Annotated in this window: 15 protein-coding genes; 14 read left to right on the top strand and 1 reads right to left on the bottom strand. The window is 69.2% G+C overall.

Annotated features, from left to right (window positions below; all coding sequences use genetic code 11):
* The first annotated feature begins 41 nt into the window (after positions 1 to 41).
* Positions 42 to 662 (top strand): hypothetical protein, encoded by a 621-nt coding sequence (locus ACZ5WE_RS32480; protein WP_467695082.1) that lies wholly within the window; start codon positions 42 to 44, stop codon positions 660 to 662.
* Positions 659 to 1,372 (top strand): hypothetical protein, encoded by a 714-nt coding sequence (locus ACZ5WE_RS32485; protein ID WP_467695080.1) that lies wholly within the window; start codon positions 659 to 661, stop codon positions 1,370 to 1,372. Before ACZ5WE_RS32480 ends, ACZ5WE_RS32485 begins: the two co-directional genes overlap by 4 nt.
* On the opposite strand, the gene ACZ5WE_RS32490 is transcribed toward ACZ5WE_RS32485, so the two are convergent.
* Positions 1,369 to 2,121: a TetR/AcrR family transcriptional regulator gene (locus ACZ5WE_RS32490; RefSeq protein WP_467695075.1), complete on the bottom strand. Its 753-nt coding sequence runs from the start codon at positions 2,119 to 2,121 to the stop codon at positions 1,369 to 1,371. The two genes, ACZ5WE_RS32485 and ACZ5WE_RS32490, sit on opposite strands and share 4 nt — an antisense overlap.
* 94 nt (positions 2,122 to 2,215) lie before the next feature.
* Between ACZ5WE_RS32490 and ACZ5WE_RS32495 the strand changes: the two genes are divergently transcribed.
* The 12 genes from ACZ5WE_RS32495 to ACZ5WE_RS32550 all read left to right on the top strand — a co-directional run bounded on the left by ACZ5WE_RS32495 (position 2,216) and on the right by ACZ5WE_RS32550 (position 15,726).
* On the top strand, positions 2,216 to 2,437 hold the full coding sequence (locus ACZ5WE_RS32495; RefSeq protein WP_467695073.1) for a hypothetical protein: 222 nt from the start codon (positions 2,216 to 2,218) through the stop codon (positions 2,435 to 2,437).
* Positions 2,438 to 2,589: 152 nt separating this feature from the next.
* On the top strand, positions 2,590 to 4,374 hold the full coding sequence (locus ACZ5WE_RS32500) for a hypothetical protein (protein WP_467695071.1): 1,785 nt from the start codon (positions 2,590 to 2,592) through the stop codon (positions 4,372 to 4,374).
* A gap of 236 nt (positions 4,375 to 4,610) precedes the next feature.
* A complete protein-coding gene (locus tag ACZ5WE_RS32505) occupies positions 4,611 to 4,919 on the top strand; it encodes a hypothetical protein (protein WP_160505898.1) in 309 nt (102 codons plus the stop codon).
* 223 nt (positions 4,920 to 5,142) lie between these two features.
* Positions 5,143 to 5,985, top strand: a complete 843-nt coding sequence (locus ACZ5WE_RS32510) for a hypothetical protein (protein ID WP_467695069.1) — start codon at positions 5,143 to 5,145, stop codon at positions 5,983 to 5,985.
* Complete coding sequence (locus ACZ5WE_RS32515) at positions 5,975 to 7,345, top strand: hypothetical protein (RefSeq protein ID WP_467695067.1); 1,371 nt, start codon at positions 5,975 to 5,977, stop codon at positions 7,343 to 7,345. The genes ACZ5WE_RS32510 and ACZ5WE_RS32515 overlap by 11 nt, the downstream gene beginning before the upstream one ends.
* Positions 7,342 to 8,901: an SCO6880 family protein gene (locus ACZ5WE_RS32520; RefSeq protein WP_467695065.1), complete on the top strand. Its 1,560-nt coding sequence runs from the start codon at positions 7,342 to 7,344 to the stop codon at positions 8,899 to 8,901. The genes ACZ5WE_RS32515 and ACZ5WE_RS32520 overlap by 4 nt, the downstream gene beginning before the upstream one ends.
* Before the next feature lie 17 nt (positions 8,902 to 8,918).
* Positions 8,919 to 10,340: an ATP-binding protein gene (locus tag ACZ5WE_RS32525; protein ID WP_249589079.1), complete on the top strand. Its 1,422-nt coding sequence runs from the start codon at positions 8,919 to 8,921 to the stop codon at positions 10,338 to 10,340.
* 3 nt (positions 10,341 to 10,343) lie between these two features.
* The gene (locus ACZ5WE_RS32530) at positions 10,344 to 11,924 is read left to right on the top strand and encodes a type IV secretory system conjugative DNA transfer family protein (RefSeq protein WP_467695063.1); all 1,581 of its coding nucleotides are present in this window, start codon (positions 10,344 to 10,346) and stop codon (positions 11,922 to 11,924) included.
* 110 nt (positions 11,925 to 12,034) lie between these two features.
* The gene (locus tag ACZ5WE_RS32535) at positions 12,035 to 12,970 is read left to right on the top strand and encodes an ABC transporter ATP-binding protein (protein ID WP_467695061.1); all 936 of its coding nucleotides are present in this window, start codon (positions 12,035 to 12,037) and stop codon (positions 12,968 to 12,970) included.
* Complete coding sequence (locus ACZ5WE_RS32540; protein ID WP_467695059.1) at positions 12,967 to 13,776, top strand: ABC transporter permease; 810 nt, start codon at positions 12,967 to 12,969, stop codon at positions 13,774 to 13,776. Before ACZ5WE_RS32535 ends, ACZ5WE_RS32540 begins: the two co-directional genes overlap by 4 nt.
* Before the next feature lie 55 nt (positions 13,777 to 13,831).
* Positions 13,832 to 15,058, top strand: a complete 1,227-nt coding sequence (locus ACZ5WE_RS32545) for a sensor histidine kinase (RefSeq protein ID WP_467695057.1) — start codon at positions 13,832 to 13,834, stop codon at positions 15,056 to 15,058.
* On the top strand, positions 15,055 to 15,726 hold the full coding sequence (locus ACZ5WE_RS32550; protein WP_467695055.1) for a response regulator: 672 nt from the start codon (positions 15,055 to 15,057) through the stop codon (positions 15,724 to 15,726). Before ACZ5WE_RS32545 ends, ACZ5WE_RS32550 begins: the two co-directional genes overlap by 4 nt.
* Positions 15,727 to 15,879 lie beyond the last annotated feature (153 nt).

Here is a 15,879-nt window from a genome sequence, read left to right on the forward strand (position 1 = left end):
CGTGGCAGCACCCGCCAACGCGATGGGCCTGGATCCTACTCATGGTCAAGAACGTGGCCGGACTCATCGGCTGGATCAGTGTCTGGGTCGCACTACTCTGGCTTTCCACCGAGACGGGCTGGGGGGTGTGGATCTTTATTGCCTATTCCATCTACGGCAGTTGGCGACTCTTCGTCCAAGCGTTCGGGTACTTCCCTAACGCTATGCGTAAACTTCGCATTCTGCGCACATACCCATGGCAAGAGCTTCGAGGCATTTCAAACGGCCTGGACATATACCCCGGCATCCTGGGTGATCAGTACGGATGGTTCGAGTTTTCCAACCCTGCAAACCGACAGCAGCAACTACCGCTCGTCGTCTCCAACCACCTCCGAGTGGGATGGTGGCACCGCAGGATGGCGCCCCGTGCCAAGCCGCAGCTGAAAGCCCGGATCGAGACGATCTGGTTCGCAGGTGACCCTCGGATGATCGGCCTCATCGCCGCACCTTCACCGAGCGGAAAAGCACCGGGCCACTTCAAGATTCTCAGGCAACGCCTGGCGGGGGCCGATCACGCCCTCACAACAGAGTGGGGCGCCACAGCTGGGGACTTGGAACGCGGTCGGCTCGCCGGATACACCCCGCTCGCTGATTCGCGCGAGCGAAAAGAGAAGTCCCTGTGACCGCGCCCAGGTTCCTCCTCGATGAATCCGCTCACAACCCCGAAGCTGATATCTGGTTCGTCGAACCCGCAGGATTCACCACGATTCCGTTCCACGCACTGTTGAATCCTCCCGACTCGCCCGGGGCCGAAGCGTTGCGCAATGCCTTAGCTCCGATCCTTGACTCCGTCAAGGACGACCTCGCCCGCCGGCAATTCCTGTTCCAACTCGCGCGGGGTCAGCATTTGTTGGCTGTGCTCGCAGAATCTGGTACCACTCGCTGTTCAATCGGCCTGCACCGCGACGACATCTCCGGCAGCGACCCCGGAGAGAACAGCGGCGGGCACCTGCTCTCCCTCTTCACCCTGTCCTGGCGAGACATCGCCACCGCCGCGCCCGCCGTCACCGCCGCCCGCGCCGTCGTCGGCGCCGAGGGGCATACGAACATCGAGTACCTCGAACTGCCCTGCGGCCCCGCGTCGTTCAGTGAGCTCGTGCGTACCCCGAATGCCGAGTCCGGCCTCCCGCAGGACCCGCTCCTCCAGGTCTTCGCCCATCTCCCGCACCCGGACGGCAAACGCCTGGTGGTGCTCACGCTGGGCACCACCGCTGTGAGCCGGCGCGCGGAGTACCGAAGCCTGATGCACCAGATCGCCGAGAACGTCAGCTTCGAGAACCCTCTGCTCGAACTCGAAGCGATCATCGAAGCCGACAGCCCGAGCCCCGCCTAGGCCGGGCCGAAGAGCTTCGTCAGGTGGTAGTCCAGCGTGGCGCGTACGCCGTCCAGGGGGCGGCGGCCGTGGAGTACGTCGCCGCCCAGGCCGACCGCTGCCGCCACCAGTAGGTCCGCCTCCCGCCCCGCGTCCAGGCCGGGGGCCGTCTGGCCGCTCTCCTGGGCCGCGGTGATGAAACCGGCGACGAGTTCCTCCAAGGGGTGGTCGTCGCTCAGGAAGACCGCGGCGATGGCGGGGTCGGTGAGGCTGCGCGCGTAGTACGCGGAGAACACCCGCAAGGCCATGGCGCGTTGGGCGTCCAGGGGCAGGAACTCGTCGAGCATCGCGCTCAGTACCCCGCGCAGGTTCGCGGGGTCGAAGTGGACGCGGGTCCTGGCCAGGCGTTCGTTCTCGCGGTGGAGCATGTGCAAGGCGGTGACGAGGAGTTGGTGCTTGCTGCCGAAGTGGTATTGGACGACGCGGAGCGACACCCCCGCCTCCGCCGCGATCTCCCGCATGCTCGCCGCGTCCAGGCCCCGCTCGGCGGCGATGCGCCACACCGCCTCGGCGATCTGACGGCGTCTGCGCGACCGGGCGTCGGACGTGGGCGCGAGGCTCTCGGGCGCCGGGACGGGTGGCTGCTTCCTCCGCCGGTAGGCCCTCGCCTGGCAGCTGCGGGAGCAGTAGAGAGCGGGGCGGCCACGCTTGCCCGCGGCGCTGATTCCGGCACGGCAGACCGTGCAGCGATCTCTTATTTCGTCACGCACACTGCCCACTATAGAGCGCAGAATGTGTGACGTAATGCAGGGTAGATAGCAGCTGTCAGCTGGAATCGGCGAATGTCACTGATACGTTCGTAACGTGAAATACGACATCCTGCAGATCCTTGGCGCAGTCCTGATGTGTTTCTCCGCGCAAGGCCTCATCCGACTGCTCATCGACCACGATTACACCGGCTTCCTGGGCTGGCTGCCCGGCGGCTTGGCACCCCTCCTGATCGCCTACGCCGTCGCGCTCGCCGCGGGCGTACTCCTGACCGGCTGGTCCCACTCCCACGCGAAGGCACTCGGCCGCCGCAGCTGAGAGTCCCGCATGAGGGCCCCGCATGTGCGCCGCAGCTGAGCCCTGCGGATGAGCGCTGCGCGGGCGGTTGACGGGTGTCCAACTTTCGCCGATCGTTGGGGAATTGGGCGCAAATCAACGCGCTGCGTTGTGACGGCTGGGGGGAGCCGAACATGCAACCTGGAGACGAGCACGGCAGCGCGCCACGCGATGCGGTACCACCCGGCCAGGGCGGCGAGTTCGGGCCACCGCCCCCGATGGCGCCCCCGACACCGCCACCGCCACCGCCTCCCACAGCACCTCCCGCAGCACCTCCCACAGCCCCTCCGCCACCGCCACCCCCCACAGCCCCGCCCACCTACACCCCACCCGCGGGCCCGCCCGCACCCGCACCCGCACCCGACGCCCTGCGTGCCCTCTCCGCCGGGCTTCTCAATCTCACCGGCCTCGGCCTCGGCTACGTACTCCTGCGGCGCTGGTTCCTGGCCGCGCTCTGCTGGGCCGCGACCGCGGCGCTCCTCTTCATCGCGCTCCCCGCCGAGGTCGACGGCGTCCCCGGCGGCGTACTCATCGGGTTCGTGGCCTTCCTGGTCCTCGCTGCGGCCGACGGGGCCCGCCGCGCCCTCCGTACCCACCAGAACTGGCCGCTCCGCGCGCCGCTCGCCGTCGGGCTCGGGCTCGTCCTGCTCGCCGTTCCCGCCGGCGGCGTCATCGCGTACGACGCCGCACGCGACGAGGCCGTCGAGGAGATGCTGCTCGACCGGCTCGACAAGGCCGACAACATCGTCACCGCCGCCGAAGGGCGCACCTTCGACGCGGCCGAGGACGACTACCGCTCCGCCCTCGCCATCTACCGCGACCTGGGCGACGACCACCCGGGATCGAAGGCCGCCGAGCGCGTCCCGGACAGCCTCGCCGCGTACTACGAGTCCGTCGCCGCCCCGTACGACGAGCGCAAGTACTGCGACGCGCTCCAGCCCCTGAAGTACCTCCGCACCCTCCCCGACTCCCTCGGCAAGGACCGCGTCGGCACCCTCGCCACCTGGCCCGACGACCGCCTCGCCACCTCCCTCTACGAATGCGGCAGCCAGGGACTCGGGACCCCGACGACGGCCGCCGGGAGCGCCGGCTCCGGCGGCGGTGAATTCGGCGAGCTCCTGCGGACGTTCCCCGACTCCGACCAGGCCGGGAAGGTCGAGCCCGCCATCCGCGACGCCATCGACGCGCGCTCGTCGGACCTGAAGGGCTCCGACCCCTGCAAGGCCACCGAGGAACTCCGCGGCATCGGCTCCACCGCCAAGGCCCTCCCCGACGACGCGGGCGCCGGACTCTCCGACGACGCCACGAGCGCGGTGGAGTCCGGGGTGTACGCGTGCGGGGTGGACGAGTTCAAGGACGGTAAGTTCGGCCAGGCGGCCAAGACGCTCAACGACTTCGCCGGGACCTACAAGAGCAACGGCAAGCGCGACCGCGCCAAGGACATCGCCATCGCCGCCGAGATCGCCGCCGCCCGCCCGGCGGCGGGCCGCAGCCTGCCGCCGACGAAGTCACCGGGCGGCGCGAAGCTCACGTACGTCGTCGAGAACGGCGGGCCCGGCCCGCTCGAAGTCCTCTACACCGGCCCCACCACCGGCAGCCTCAAGCTCACCTCGTGCGGCAACTGCAAGACGTACACCAGCAAGGCCCAGGGCAAGAAGGCCTGCCTGGCGGGCAAGGGGTACCCGCAGAAGACGCTCCACCTGCCCCCCGGCGACTACCACTTCCTGTACAAGCGCGACACGAGCAGCGTGGGCAGCGTCCGCAACAACGCCGAGGGCAGCAAGGTGCAGCCCGGCTACCGCTACACCGACTGCTCGTACGTCGTGACGGGCGGCGGCCTTGGCGACCTGGACGGACTCGATGGGCTCGATGGGCTCGATGGGCTCGACAGCCTCGATAGTCTCGACGGGGTTGCATGACCCATGATGTGAGGGGCCGTCACCGGACACGGTCAGAATGAGACCTGGTCAGAGGGCACGCCGGGCCGTCATTGCCCGGCGTCACTCAGCGTGATACACAGAGTGACCATACGTTTCAGCCAACGAATGACGCCAAGTCGACATGCACTGGCCCGTTTGTCGGCGAGAATGAGCTGTCCTCTGCACTGCGGTAGGCAGAGGTGACAGAACAACCCACTAGGGGCGGTGAGTTACACATGCTTATGGCAGCCGAAAAGGGCGACATCACCACCATCATCGGCGGGATCGCCCCCGACTGGGGCCCCTTCGGGAGCCTGGGCAACGAGGCGCGGGTGATGATCGAGGTCGTGATGGCGATCGCCATCCTCCTCTGTCTCGGCATCGCGATCTGGGGCGCGGCGAAGCAGCGCATCGGCGCGACGGCGCTGCGCGACACCTTCAGCGCGGAGCAGGGCAAGGGCCTGATCATCGCGGGCCTGACCGGCGTCTTCATCATCGGATCGCTCGGCACGGTCTTCACCATCGTGTACGGCATGGCGGTCTAGCCCGCCACCACTTACGTCCCCGCCCGTTCCCGTCCCCCTTCCCTCCCCACGTCCCCCTCCTTGTCCCCTCCCCCTGTCCCCCTCCGACCCACCCATCCGTCGTGCCCACCGGCTGAGGTTGCAACTCCCTGATGTCGAGTCACCACACCGCGCCCGCGCGGGAACCAGCACGGCTACCGTCGTACGTGGCGGTACTCCGAGAGGTTGAGGGGGCGTGCGCGGCATGAGTCTCGACGACGAGCGAAACGACAGCCGCTACGGCGGCTCTGGCGAGACCAGGACGCGGCTTCCCGAAGGTGAGGGGGGCGGCCAGGACGGGTATGGCGCAGGGCGCAGATCCAGCCGTTCTTCGTCACGGAGTCTCGTGACGGTGGTGGGCGTGGTGGTGCTGCTCATTGCGGCTATCGCCTTCGCGAACCGTGGTGACGGGGGTTCCTCCGGAGGGGAAAGCGGGGGTGGCGAGAAGGCGGGGGCGGATCCCACCGCCCCTACCGGGGAGCAGCCTGTGCGCGGCAAGACGTCGGGGATTCCCTCCGGATACACGAAGAGCGCGCAGGGTGCGCAGTCCGCTGCCGCGAACTACGCGGTGGCGCTGGGCTCTGCGGACATGTTCAAGGCTGGGCTTCGCCACAACATCGTCAACACCGTCTACACCCCGGAGGCGGCCGCCGAGCGTCAGCCTTCTCTGGACAAGGTGTACTCGGGCAAGAAGTTCCTGACCGGCATCGGCCTGAACCCCGACGGCAGCGCGCCGAAGGGTGCGACCTTCGTCTCGCGCATCATCCCTGTGGGCACCACGGTCAAGAAACTGAGCGGCAACGTGGCGACCGTGGACATCTGGTACTCCTCGCTCTTCGGTCTTGCCGGAGAGAACACCAAGAACCCCGTGTCCGAAAGCTGGTACACGAACACGTACGAGCTGCGGTGGGTCGGCGGCGACTGGAAGGTCGCCGACTTCAAACAGAAGGACGGCCCCGTCCCCGTCGGACGCGACCAAAGGGCTTCGACAGCGGATGACATGGCGAAGGCTGTGGAGGAGTACGGAGGGTTCACTTATGCCCGCTAGCAACCGCCGCCGCACCCTCACACTCGCCGCCGCAGTAACCGCGGTGCAGACCGCCGCCGTCCTCTGCGCAACGCAGGCCTTCGCCGCGCCCGAGCCCGACGAGGACCCCTGCGATCTCATCCGCGGCCCAGCCAAGGAGTACTGCGAAAAAGGCCAAAACAGCGGCAGCGGAGAAGGCGGCAGCGGCAAATACCCCACCGAGTCCCCCCTCGACTCCACCCTCGACCCCCTCTCCTCCCTGGCAAAGGGCTGCGCCGACGCCGCCTCCTGGACCGTCGACAAGCTCTCCGAAGCCGTGAAGAAGACCGCCGAGGTCGACTTCACGAACCCCAGCTTCCTCAAGCAGTACGCGGTCGTCTTCGCCGCGTCCACCATCCTGACCCTGCTGCTCTGGCTCCTCGCGGTCGCCAAGCGCGCGGTGCGAGGCGTTCCCCTCACCACCGCGCTCACCGAGGCCATCGGGTTCCTGTGGCTGACGGTCCTCGCGTCCGCCTTCACGCCGCTGATCCTCTACACGGTCGTCTCCGCGGCCGACGGCGTCACGGACGTCATCGCGAAGGCCACCGGCGGGCAGACGGACACGTTCTTCGGGACGTTCTCCAGCGCCCTGAAGAAGGGCGAGGACATCGGCGGCGGGCCGATCATGCTGATCGTCGTCTCGCTCGTGTCGATCCTCGCGGCCGGTGTCCTCTGGCTCGAGCTCGTCATCCGGGCCGCCCTGCTCTACGTGGGCGCCCTGCTCGGCACCGTCGTGTACGCGGGTCTCGTCGACAAGAACCTGTGGACGCACGTCCGCCGCTGGGCCGGGATCATGATCGCGGTGATCCTGGTCAAACCCATCATCGTGATCGTGCTCGGCCTCGCCGGAGCGCTGTCCGCCGATGACGGGCCCGACGCCTTCTCGGCGGTCGTCTCCGGGCTCTCGATCATCCTGCTCGCCATCTTCGCGAGCGCCATGATCTACCGCTTCGTCCCCGGCTTCGGCGACGAGATCGCGGGCTCCCGGAACAACCGCATCTCCCAGGGTGCGGAGAACCGCGCCGCGGCCGTCATCACGTCCCCCGCGTCCCTCGTCTCCCAGGGCATCAAGACCCACAGCTCCCGCGGAAACGGAGGCGGCGGAGGCGGCGGAGGCGGCGGCAACAACCAGTCGCGGCCATCCAACCCCGCGAGCGGCGGCGTCGCCGCCCACAGCAGCCGCCCCAGCGGCGGAGGCGGCTCATCGAACGGCGGCGGATCTGTCCCCTCCGCCGCACCCCCGCCCCGGGGCAGCGCGACCAGCACTCCGCACGCGCGCAACCGCGGCTCAGGAAACAGCTCCACTGGCACCAATCGCTCGGGAGGTGAAGGGCGTTCATGACCACCCAGTCCCACGTGTCCCAGCCGGTCGCGCCCCGCCGCACATATCTGATCGGCCGCGCGCGGCCGAACGCGATCGTCGGCAAGAACCGGGAGACCGGTGAGATCGCGCTGATCATCGCCGGCGCCTTCGTCGGGATGATGTGCGGGCTCCTGGTCCCTGTCCTCTCCCTGCGCATCGTGCTGCTCATGGGCTTCCCGATGCTGGCGATCGCCGCGGTCTACGTCCCCTACAAGGGCCGCACGTTCTTCAAGTGGTTCGAGATCAACCGCAGCTACAAGCGCTCCCTGAAGCGCGGCACCGCCTACCGCTCGGCCACCCCCGAGGCGGGCATCCACCTCGACGGCCGCGAGATCGAGGTCGGCCCGCCGCCGGGCATCGGACGCATCAGCTGGCTCGCCGCCCCCTTCGGTCCTGACGAGATCGCCGTGCTTCTGCACGCCGACCGGCGGACCGTCACCGCCGCCATCGAGATCGAGGGTCCTGGCGTCGGCCTTCGCGACTCCGAGGACCAGGAGGCGCTGGTCGACCGGTTCGGGACGCTGCTCAAGCACGTCGCCAACGGCGACGGATTCGTGACGCGCCTTCAGATGCTCGCGCGCACCCTCCCGGCCGACCCGGACGCCCACGCCAAGGACGTCAGCGTACGAGGCGACGACCGGGCACTGCCCTGGCTCCAGCAGTCGTACGAGCAGCTCCAGTCGATGGTCTCCACCAGCAGCGAGCAGCACCGCGCCTATCTCGTGGCCTGCATGCACTACTCCCGCGACCTGGCCGCCGAGGCCCAGGCGATGGCACGCGCCAGCCGTCCGCACGGCGGCAGGAAGCTCGACAAGGACGCCGGCCTCGCCGTCGTCATGGCGCGCGAACTGACCGACATCTGCTCGCGGCTCCAGGAAGCGGACATCCGCGTACGGCAGCCGCTCGGGCAGGGGCGGCTCTCCTCGCTCGTGCACTCCATGTACGACCCGGACCATCCCATCGACCACATCCAGGCGATGACCAAGCGCAACGCCTGGCCCGCCGAGCTCGACGCCATGGAGCCCACCTACCTCCAGGCCAAGACCCGTGAGTCCTCCACCCGCGCGCCCTGGTGCCACGCCACGGCCTGGGTGAAGGAATGGCCGATGACCCCCGTCGGCGTCAACTTCCTCGCCCCGCTGCTCGTCCACACCCCGGACGTGATCCGCACGGTCGCGGTGACCATGGACCTCGAACCCACCGAGGTCGCCATCGAGCGCATGCTGACGGAGAAGACGAACGACGAGGCCGAGGCGAGCCGCCAGGCCAAGATGAACCGCACGGTCGACCCGCGTGACATCGCGTCCAACTCCCGCCTCGACCAGCGCGGCGAGGACCTCGCGAGCGGCGCGGCCGGCGTCAATCTCGTCGGCTACATCACCGTCTCGTCCCGTTCCCCCGAAGCCCTCGCGCGCGACAAGCGCACCATCCGGGCCTCGGCCGGGAAGTCGTATCTGAAGCTGGAGTGGTGCGACCGCGAGCACCACAGGGCCTTCGTCAACACGTTGCCGTTCGCGACCGGCATCCGACGCTAGAGGCGAGGGCTGTCACCATGCGGGATCCGCTGACCATCCTCACGGACGCCTTCACGTCCTTCCTGTTCGGGAAGGTGGAGACGACCCGACTCCCGGTGCGTACGTCGACGGGGCAGGCCCAGGCGGTCTATCTGCCGACGGCCGCCCCCGGCCTCGGCGACTCGGGCGTGATCATCGGGCGCGAGGTGTACTCCGGCAAGGGATACATCTACGACCCGTTCCAGCTGTACGGCCAGCAGCTCCCCGCCCCGCACTGGCTGGTGCTCGGCGAGTCGGGCAACGGCAAGTCGGCGCTGGAGAAGACGTACGTCCTGCGGCAGTTGAGGTTCAAGGACCGCCAAGTCGTCGTGCTCGACGCGCAGGGCGAGGACGGCGTTGGCGAATGGAACCTCATCGCCCAGGAGCTGGGAATAACCCCCATCCGGCTCGACCCGACGGCCGCCCTGGACATGGGCATCCGCCTCAACCCCCTTGACCCGGCGATCACGACCACCGGGCAGCTCGCGCTGCTCAGGACCATCATCGAGGTCGCGATGGGGCACGGCCTCGACGAGCGCTCGGGCTTCGCGCTCAAGGTCGCCCACGCGTACGTGAACGAGACGATCGTGGAACGCCAGCCGGTCCTGACGGACATCGTGGAGCAGCTCAGGCATCCGGAGCCGGAGTCGGCCGAGGCCATGAACGTCGCCATAGACGACGTACGGGCGTGGGGTCTGGACGTCGCGCTCGTCCTGGACCGTCTGGTCGACGGTGACCTGCGGGGCATGTTCGACGGTCCGACCACGGTCGGCATCGACCTGGATGCCCCGCTGATCGTCTTCGACCTCTCGCACATCGACCGCAACTCGATCGCGATGCCGATCCTGATGGCGATCGTGGGCGTCTGGCTCGAACACACCTGGATCCGCCCCGACCGCAAGAAGCGCATCTTCCTGGTGGAGGAGGCGTGGCACATCATCAACTCCCCCTTCGTGGCACAGCTCTTCCAGCGCCTGCTCAAGTTCGGCCGACGGCTCGGCTTGAGCTTCGTGGCGGTGGTCCACCACCTGAGCGACGTGGTGGACGGGGCGGCGGCCAAGGAAGCCGCCGCGATCCTGAAGATGGCATCGACGCGAACGATCTACGCCCAGAAGGCGGACGAGGCGAGAGCGACGGGCCGGGTCCTCGGCCTGCCCCGCTGGGCGGTGGAGATCATCCCCACCCTCACGCCCGGTATCGCCGTGTGGGACGTGAACGGCAACGTCCAGGTGGTCAAGCACCTGATCACGGAGACCGAACGCCCCCTGGTCTTCACCGACCGCGCCATGACGGAGTCGTCGGCGGACCAACTGCTCGGCGACGACGCGCTGCGGGCGGCGGACCTGGAGGCGGAGGAGCGGGCGGCGTACATGGAGCAGCAGATGAACGGTCCCTCGTCGTCGCGTTCCGGGGTGGCGTGAGGAATGGCCTACCGGGAGCCGGAGCCCTCCGAGTACCGCTACCGAGGCGGGCGCCGCGAGTCACGGGAGCGGGGCATCCCGGACGGCCTGTTGGTGGGTGGCCTCGCCTTCGTGCTCGGCCTGACGGTCCTCGTCTGGTCGGCGACGGGCCTGGCGGGCCTCTTCTCGCACGGCTCCTGGCCGAAGAACGTCACCTTCGGCAATACGCCGGTGGCGATGCGGCACCTGGTACAGCAACCGGAAGACCTCGTGGGCGCGTGGCCGGCCACACCGGCATCCCAACTCACGGGCTACGGCCTGTTCTGGGGCCTGCTCATCGGCCAGCTGATGGTCCTTGTGGTACTCACGATCTTCGTGATGGGAACGGTCACGCGGTGGCGAGCGGTACGGAGAGCCGGGCGCGAGGCGCGGCTCACCCCGGCTCCAGAGGCTCACGCTCCGGCCGAGGCGGCACCCGTCGAGGCCGCCCACCCCATCGCTCCCGCAGCCGCTCCTGTCGAGGCCGCCCCTGCCCCCGCTGTGGGCAATCGTTCCGCAGGGCGGAACGGGTGGGCACAGCCCACACCGCCGGGCGCCGATGAACAGGGCGTCAGGACCACTGATGGACCCCGCACCGAACCGCCGAGCACAGAGAAACTGACGGTCCCCACCCCCCGTACGCCCCTGGTACTGGGCCCCAGGGAAACCCGCAGACCCCTCGCAGCAGAGGCAATCCGCGACGCAGAGGGCGCAGCACTCGTACTCACCTCGGACCCCACCCTGTGGGAAGAAACAAAAGACGCCAGAGCGAAGCTCGGCCCAGTCCTCGTCTACGACCCGAGCCACCTCTGCGACACCCCCGCAAGAATGCACTGGTCCCCCACCACACACTGCGAGGACAAGGCAACAGCGGCAGAACGAGCCACCGCCCTGCTGGCCGCCATAAGGCCGAGCGCCAAGCTGGACAGCGCCGTCGCCGACACCGCGGAGACCCTCCTGCGCAGCTTCCTCCACGCGGCAGCGGTGGACGGCCGCCCGGTCAAGCACGTACACCGCTGGGCCCAGGGAAGCGGCGTCCAGGACGCCGTACGGATCCTGCGCACACACCAGAAGGCGTCCTCGGGAGCCGCGGGCGAGCTGGAGGCGGCCCTCACGGCGCACCCGGAACGGCGCGACATGGCCCAGGAGTTGACGGCACGCGCCCTGTCCGCCCTCTTCACCCTGAACGTACGCGAATCGTGCACCCCAAACCGAACTGATGCCCTCACCCTGGATTCCTTCATCGATGAAGGGGGCACGCTTTTCGTGGTGGGTGAAGCCATCGAGGACCCCAAATCGCCCAACGGGCCGGGCGCGATGCCCCTCCTCACGGCGCTCGCCTCAAGCGTGGTCGAGCACGGCCGGCGCATGGCCGAACGGTCATCTGCCGGTCGGCTCGACCCACCAGTGACGCTGGTCCTGGACGACGTGGCCGCCGTGGCCCCGCTCCCCCAGCTCCCGGAGCTCCTGTCCACCGGCGCGGACCGCGGCCTGCCCACCCTGGCCCTCCTCCGCTCCCGCGAACAGGCCCGCACCCGCTGGCCGCACGCGGAGCTCCCCGGTTAGGCGCCGACGAAGCCTCAGGGTCGCCGTCCTACCCCGGTACTACCCGTACCCACCCACATCCCGCCCCTGGTCCGACGCCCCGCACCCCCGCGGGCGCCAGCATCAGAAGCATGATTCGGGCATACGAACTCACCAAGCGCTACGGCGACAAGACCGTCGTGGAGGATCTCTCCTTCACCGTCCACCCCGGGACTGTCACCGGCTTCCTCGGCCCCAACGGCGCGGGCAAGTCGACCACCATGCGGATGCTCCTCGGCCTGGACGCCCCGACCCGTGGCCGCTCCACGATCGGTGACCGGACGTACGTCACGCACACAGCGCCCCTGCACGCGGTGGGCGCACTGCTCGAGGCCCGGTCCGTCCATCCCGGCCGCACCGCCTTCCACCACCTGATGGCCCTGGCCCACACGCACGGCATCCCGCGCCGCCGCGTCGAGGAGGTACTGGACCTCGTGGGCATCCACGAGGTGGCCCGCAAGCGCGTGAAGGGCTTCTCGCTCGGCATGGGCCAGCGCCTCGGCATCGCGGCCGCGCTCCTCGGCGACCCGGCCGTCGTCATCCTCGACGAACCGGTCAACGGCCTCGACCCCGAGGGCGTCCTGTGGATCCGCAACCTCCTCAAGTCCCTCGCCGCGGAGGGCCGTACGGTCCTCGTCTCCTCCCACCTCATGAGCGAGATGGCGCTGACCGCCGACCACCTGATCATCATCGGCCGCGGCAGGCTCCTCGCGGACACCACGGTCGAGACGTTCGTACGCGAGTCGGGCACCGGCTCCGTCAGGGTCGTCACCCCCGAGGCGGGCCTGCTCGGCGAGCTGCTCGCCGCACCCGGCGTACAGATCACGAGTGACGCGCCGGGCGTACTCGACGTACGCGGCGCGGACGGCGAACACATCGGCCGCACGGCGGCGCAGAACGGCATCCCCCTCTTCGAACTCACCCCGCACACAGCCTCGTTGGAGCAGGCGTTCATGGACCTGACGCGGGACTCGGTCGAGTACGTCACCCCGTCGATCACCCCGCAGCCGGAAGGAGCCGCAGCATGAGCACCGGCACTCTCACCCCCACCAGGACGGCCCCCGGGCCCTCGTCGGCGTACCGCCTGAGCACCAAGGGCGTCCTGCGCTCCGAATGGCACAAGCTGTGGACGCTCCGCTCGACCTGGATCACCTTGCTCACCGCCGGCGCCCTCGTCCTGGCCGTCGGCATCACGATGGGCGTCACCTACGACGGGGACGACGCCGACATCGACACGGTCGTCTTCACCCTCTTCGGCACGCAGCTCTCCCAGATCTGCCTCGCGGTCCTCGGCATCCTCGTCACCGCGGGCGAGTACTCGACAGGCATGATCCGGGCGTCCCTCACCGCCGTCCCGAACCGCCTGCCGGTCCTGTGGTCCAAGGCGGGGATCTTCACGGCCGTCGCCTTCACGATGTGTTTCGCCACCAACGTCGTCACGTTCCTCGCCGCCCAGGTCTGGCTCTCCGGCTCCGACAAGGAGCTGTCCCTGACGGACTCCGGCGTCCTCGGCGCCCTCGCGAGCAGCGCCGCGGCCCTCACCCTGCTGAGCCTCATCGCGCTCGGGCTCGGCGCCCTGTTCCGCTCGGTGCCCGGCGCCATCGGCGCGTTCGTCGGCGCCGTGCTGATCCTGCCGGAGGTCCTGACGATGCTGCCGTTCGCGGCCGTGGACACCGCCATCCGGCACTTTCCCGCCCAGGCGGCGACCTCGCTCGGCTCGATCACCCGGGTGGAGAACACCATCGCCCCGGCTGCGGCCCTGCTCACGCTGGCTCTCTGGGCAGCCGTGATCATCGCCGCGGCGTCGGTCCTGCTCAAGCGGCGCGACGTCTGACCATGCGGCCGCTAACTCCCGGGCACTCGCCCAACTCCTGTACGAGGATGAGGCCGTGACCGAGCCACACCCCCTCACTCAGCTGCTCCAGCGCTCCTCCCAGCGGGTGCGCGCCTTCGACAGGCGCCGCCCGCTGGTCTGGGACGTGCTGGTGACCACGTTCTTCGTGATCGCCGCCCTCACCGACGCCACCGGCGGCTGGCGCAGCACCGCGGCCAACTCCCAGGTGGCTCAGGGACAGATCTACCTGATGAGCGTGTGCCTCTCCGCCCCGCTGCTGTGGCGCCGCCGCCACCCGCTGGTGGTGCTCGCGGTGATGGCGGCGGTGACCGCGGTCAGCAACTGGACGGGCGCGTGGCTGCAGGCCGCGCTGATCCAGTTCATCGTCGTGTTCAACATCGCCCTGCGGCTGCCCTTGAAGACCCTGGGCCGTGCGGCCGCGATGGCCGCTCTGCCCATGACGGTCTGCGTCTTCTCCTACCCGCGGGACAGCTGGGACGAGTTGATCGTCCCTCAGGTCTGGTCCTTCGTTGTCGTCGCACTCGCCGGAATCGCGGTGCGCTCCCGTCAGGACTACACGCAGGCCCTCGTCGAACGCGCCAGGCAACTCGAAGTCGAACGCGACCAGCAGGCGCAGCTCGCCACCAACGCCGAACGCACGCGCATAGCCCGGGAGATGCACGACATCATCGGCCACAACCTCTCGGTCATCACGACCCTCGCGGACGGCGGTTCGTACGCCGCCGCCAAGTCCCCGGAGCGCGCCGCCCAGGCCCTCACGGCCATCGGCACCACAAGCCGCCAGGCCCTGACGGAGCTGCGCCGGCTCCTGGACGTCCTGCGCGAGGAGGCCCCTGAGGCCGCCGCGCGCGCTCCCCAGCCCGCGCTCACCGACCTGGACCAACTCATCGAGGGGGTACGGGCCGCGGGGCTTTCGGTGCGCAGCACGGTGCGCGGCCGGCCGGACTCGCTCCCGGCGGGCCGCCAGCTCACGGTCTACCGGGTGGTGCAGGAGGCGCTCACGAACACGCTCAAGCACGGCGGTCCCGAAGCAACGGCGTACGTGGAGGTCGCCTACGGCGACGACGGGGTGCGGGCGATGGTGACGGACACGGGTGTGGGAGCGGGCGGATCTCCTGGAACCGGACCGCCCGGGCGCGGCCTCACAGGAATGCGCGAGCGAACGGCCCTGTACGACGGGACACTTGAGGCAGGCCCGCTGCCGCACCCGCCGGGTGGCTGGCACGTCGAACTCCATCTCCCCAAGGAATCCACTCAGTGACGACCGTGCTCATCGTCGACGACCAGCCGATGCAACGCTTCGGCTTCCGCATGCTCCTGGAGAGCCAGGACGACATGAGGGTGGTGGGAGAGGCCGGCAACGGCAGCGAGGCGGTCCGTATGTCGGCCGAACTCCACCCGGACGTCGCCCTGATGGACATCCGCATGCCGGGCCTCGACGGCATCGAGGCCACGCGCCGCATCGTGGCGGCGGGCGAACGCACCCGCGTGCTGATCCTCACCACGTTCGACCTCGATGAGTACGCGTACGCCGGCCTGCGGGCGGGAGCCTCGGGCTTCCTCATCAAGGACGCCCTGCCGGAGGAGCTGCTCTCCGGCATCCGCGCGGTCGCCACGGGCGACGCGGTGGTGGCCCCGAGCCTGACCCGCCGCCTCCTCGACGCGTACGCCGATCACTTGCCGACGCGGGCGGGCTCGGACGCCGGCCCGTCCAGCGACCCTCGCCTGGCGGCGCTGACGGACCGGGAGCGCGAAATCCTGACCGTCATCGGACAGGGATGGACGAACGCCGAGATCGCGGCGCGGCTGCACGTCGCGGAGTCGACGGTGAAGACGCATGTGGGCCGGATCCTCGCGAAGACGGGTGCAAGGGATCGGGTGCAGGCGGTGATTCTGGCGTACGACACGAAATTGGTGAGGCCGGAGTAATTGCTTGACCCCGGGGTGCCGGGGTCAAGGGGGTGCCCGGGGTCAAGCAATTACTCCAGAACGCAGAAAACCCCCGCACCCAGAGGGTGCGGGGGTTTCCCGTCAATAATAGTTCGGCGGCGTCCTACTCTCCCACAGGGTCCCCCCTGCAGT

The sequence above is a fragment of the Streptomyces sp. NPDC033180 genome, assembly GCF_055577645.1.

What these genes read in the sequence shown, in the direction of transcription:
- ACZ5WE_RS32535 (WP_467695061.1), top strand. Translation starts at nt 12,035, where the DNA reads ATGATTCGGGCATACGAACTCACCAAGCGCTACGGCGACAAGACCGTC.
- ACZ5WE_RS32530 (WP_467695063.1), top strand. Translation starts at nt 10,344, where the DNA reads ATGGCCTACCGGGAGCCGGAGCCCTCCGAGTACCGCTACCGAGGCGGG.
- ACZ5WE_RS32480 (WP_467695082.1), top strand. Translation starts at nt 42, where the DNA reads ATGGTCAAGAACGTGGCCGGACTCATCGGCTGGATCAGTGTCTGGGTC.
- ACZ5WE_RS32520 (WP_467695065.1), top strand. Translation starts at nt 7,342, where the DNA reads ATGACCACCCAGTCCCACGTGTCCCAGCCGGTCGCGCCCCGCCGCACA.
- ACZ5WE_RS32525 (WP_249589079.1), top strand. Translation starts at nt 8,919, where the DNA reads ATGCGGGATCCGCTGACCATCCTCACGGACGCCTTCACGTCCTTCCTG.
- ACZ5WE_RS32510 (WP_467695069.1), top strand. Translation starts at nt 5,143, where the DNA reads ATGAGTCTCGACGACGAGCGAAACGACAGCCGCTACGGCGGCTCTGGC.
- ACZ5WE_RS32540 (WP_467695059.1), top strand. Translation starts at nt 12,967, where the DNA reads ATGAGCACCGGCACTCTCACCCCCACCAGGACGGCCCCCGGGCCCTCG.
- ACZ5WE_RS32505 (WP_160505898.1), top strand. Translation starts at nt 4,611, where the DNA reads ATGCTTATGGCAGCCGAAAAGGGCGACATCACCACCATCATCGGCGGG.
- ACZ5WE_RS32515 (WP_467695067.1), top strand. Translation starts at nt 5,975, where the DNA reads ATGCCCGCTAGCAACCGCCGCCGCACCCTCACACTCGCCGCCGCAGTA.
- ACZ5WE_RS32500 (WP_467695071.1), top strand. Translation starts at nt 2,590, where the DNA reads ATGCAACCTGGAGACGAGCACGGCAGCGCGCCACGCGATGCGGTACCA.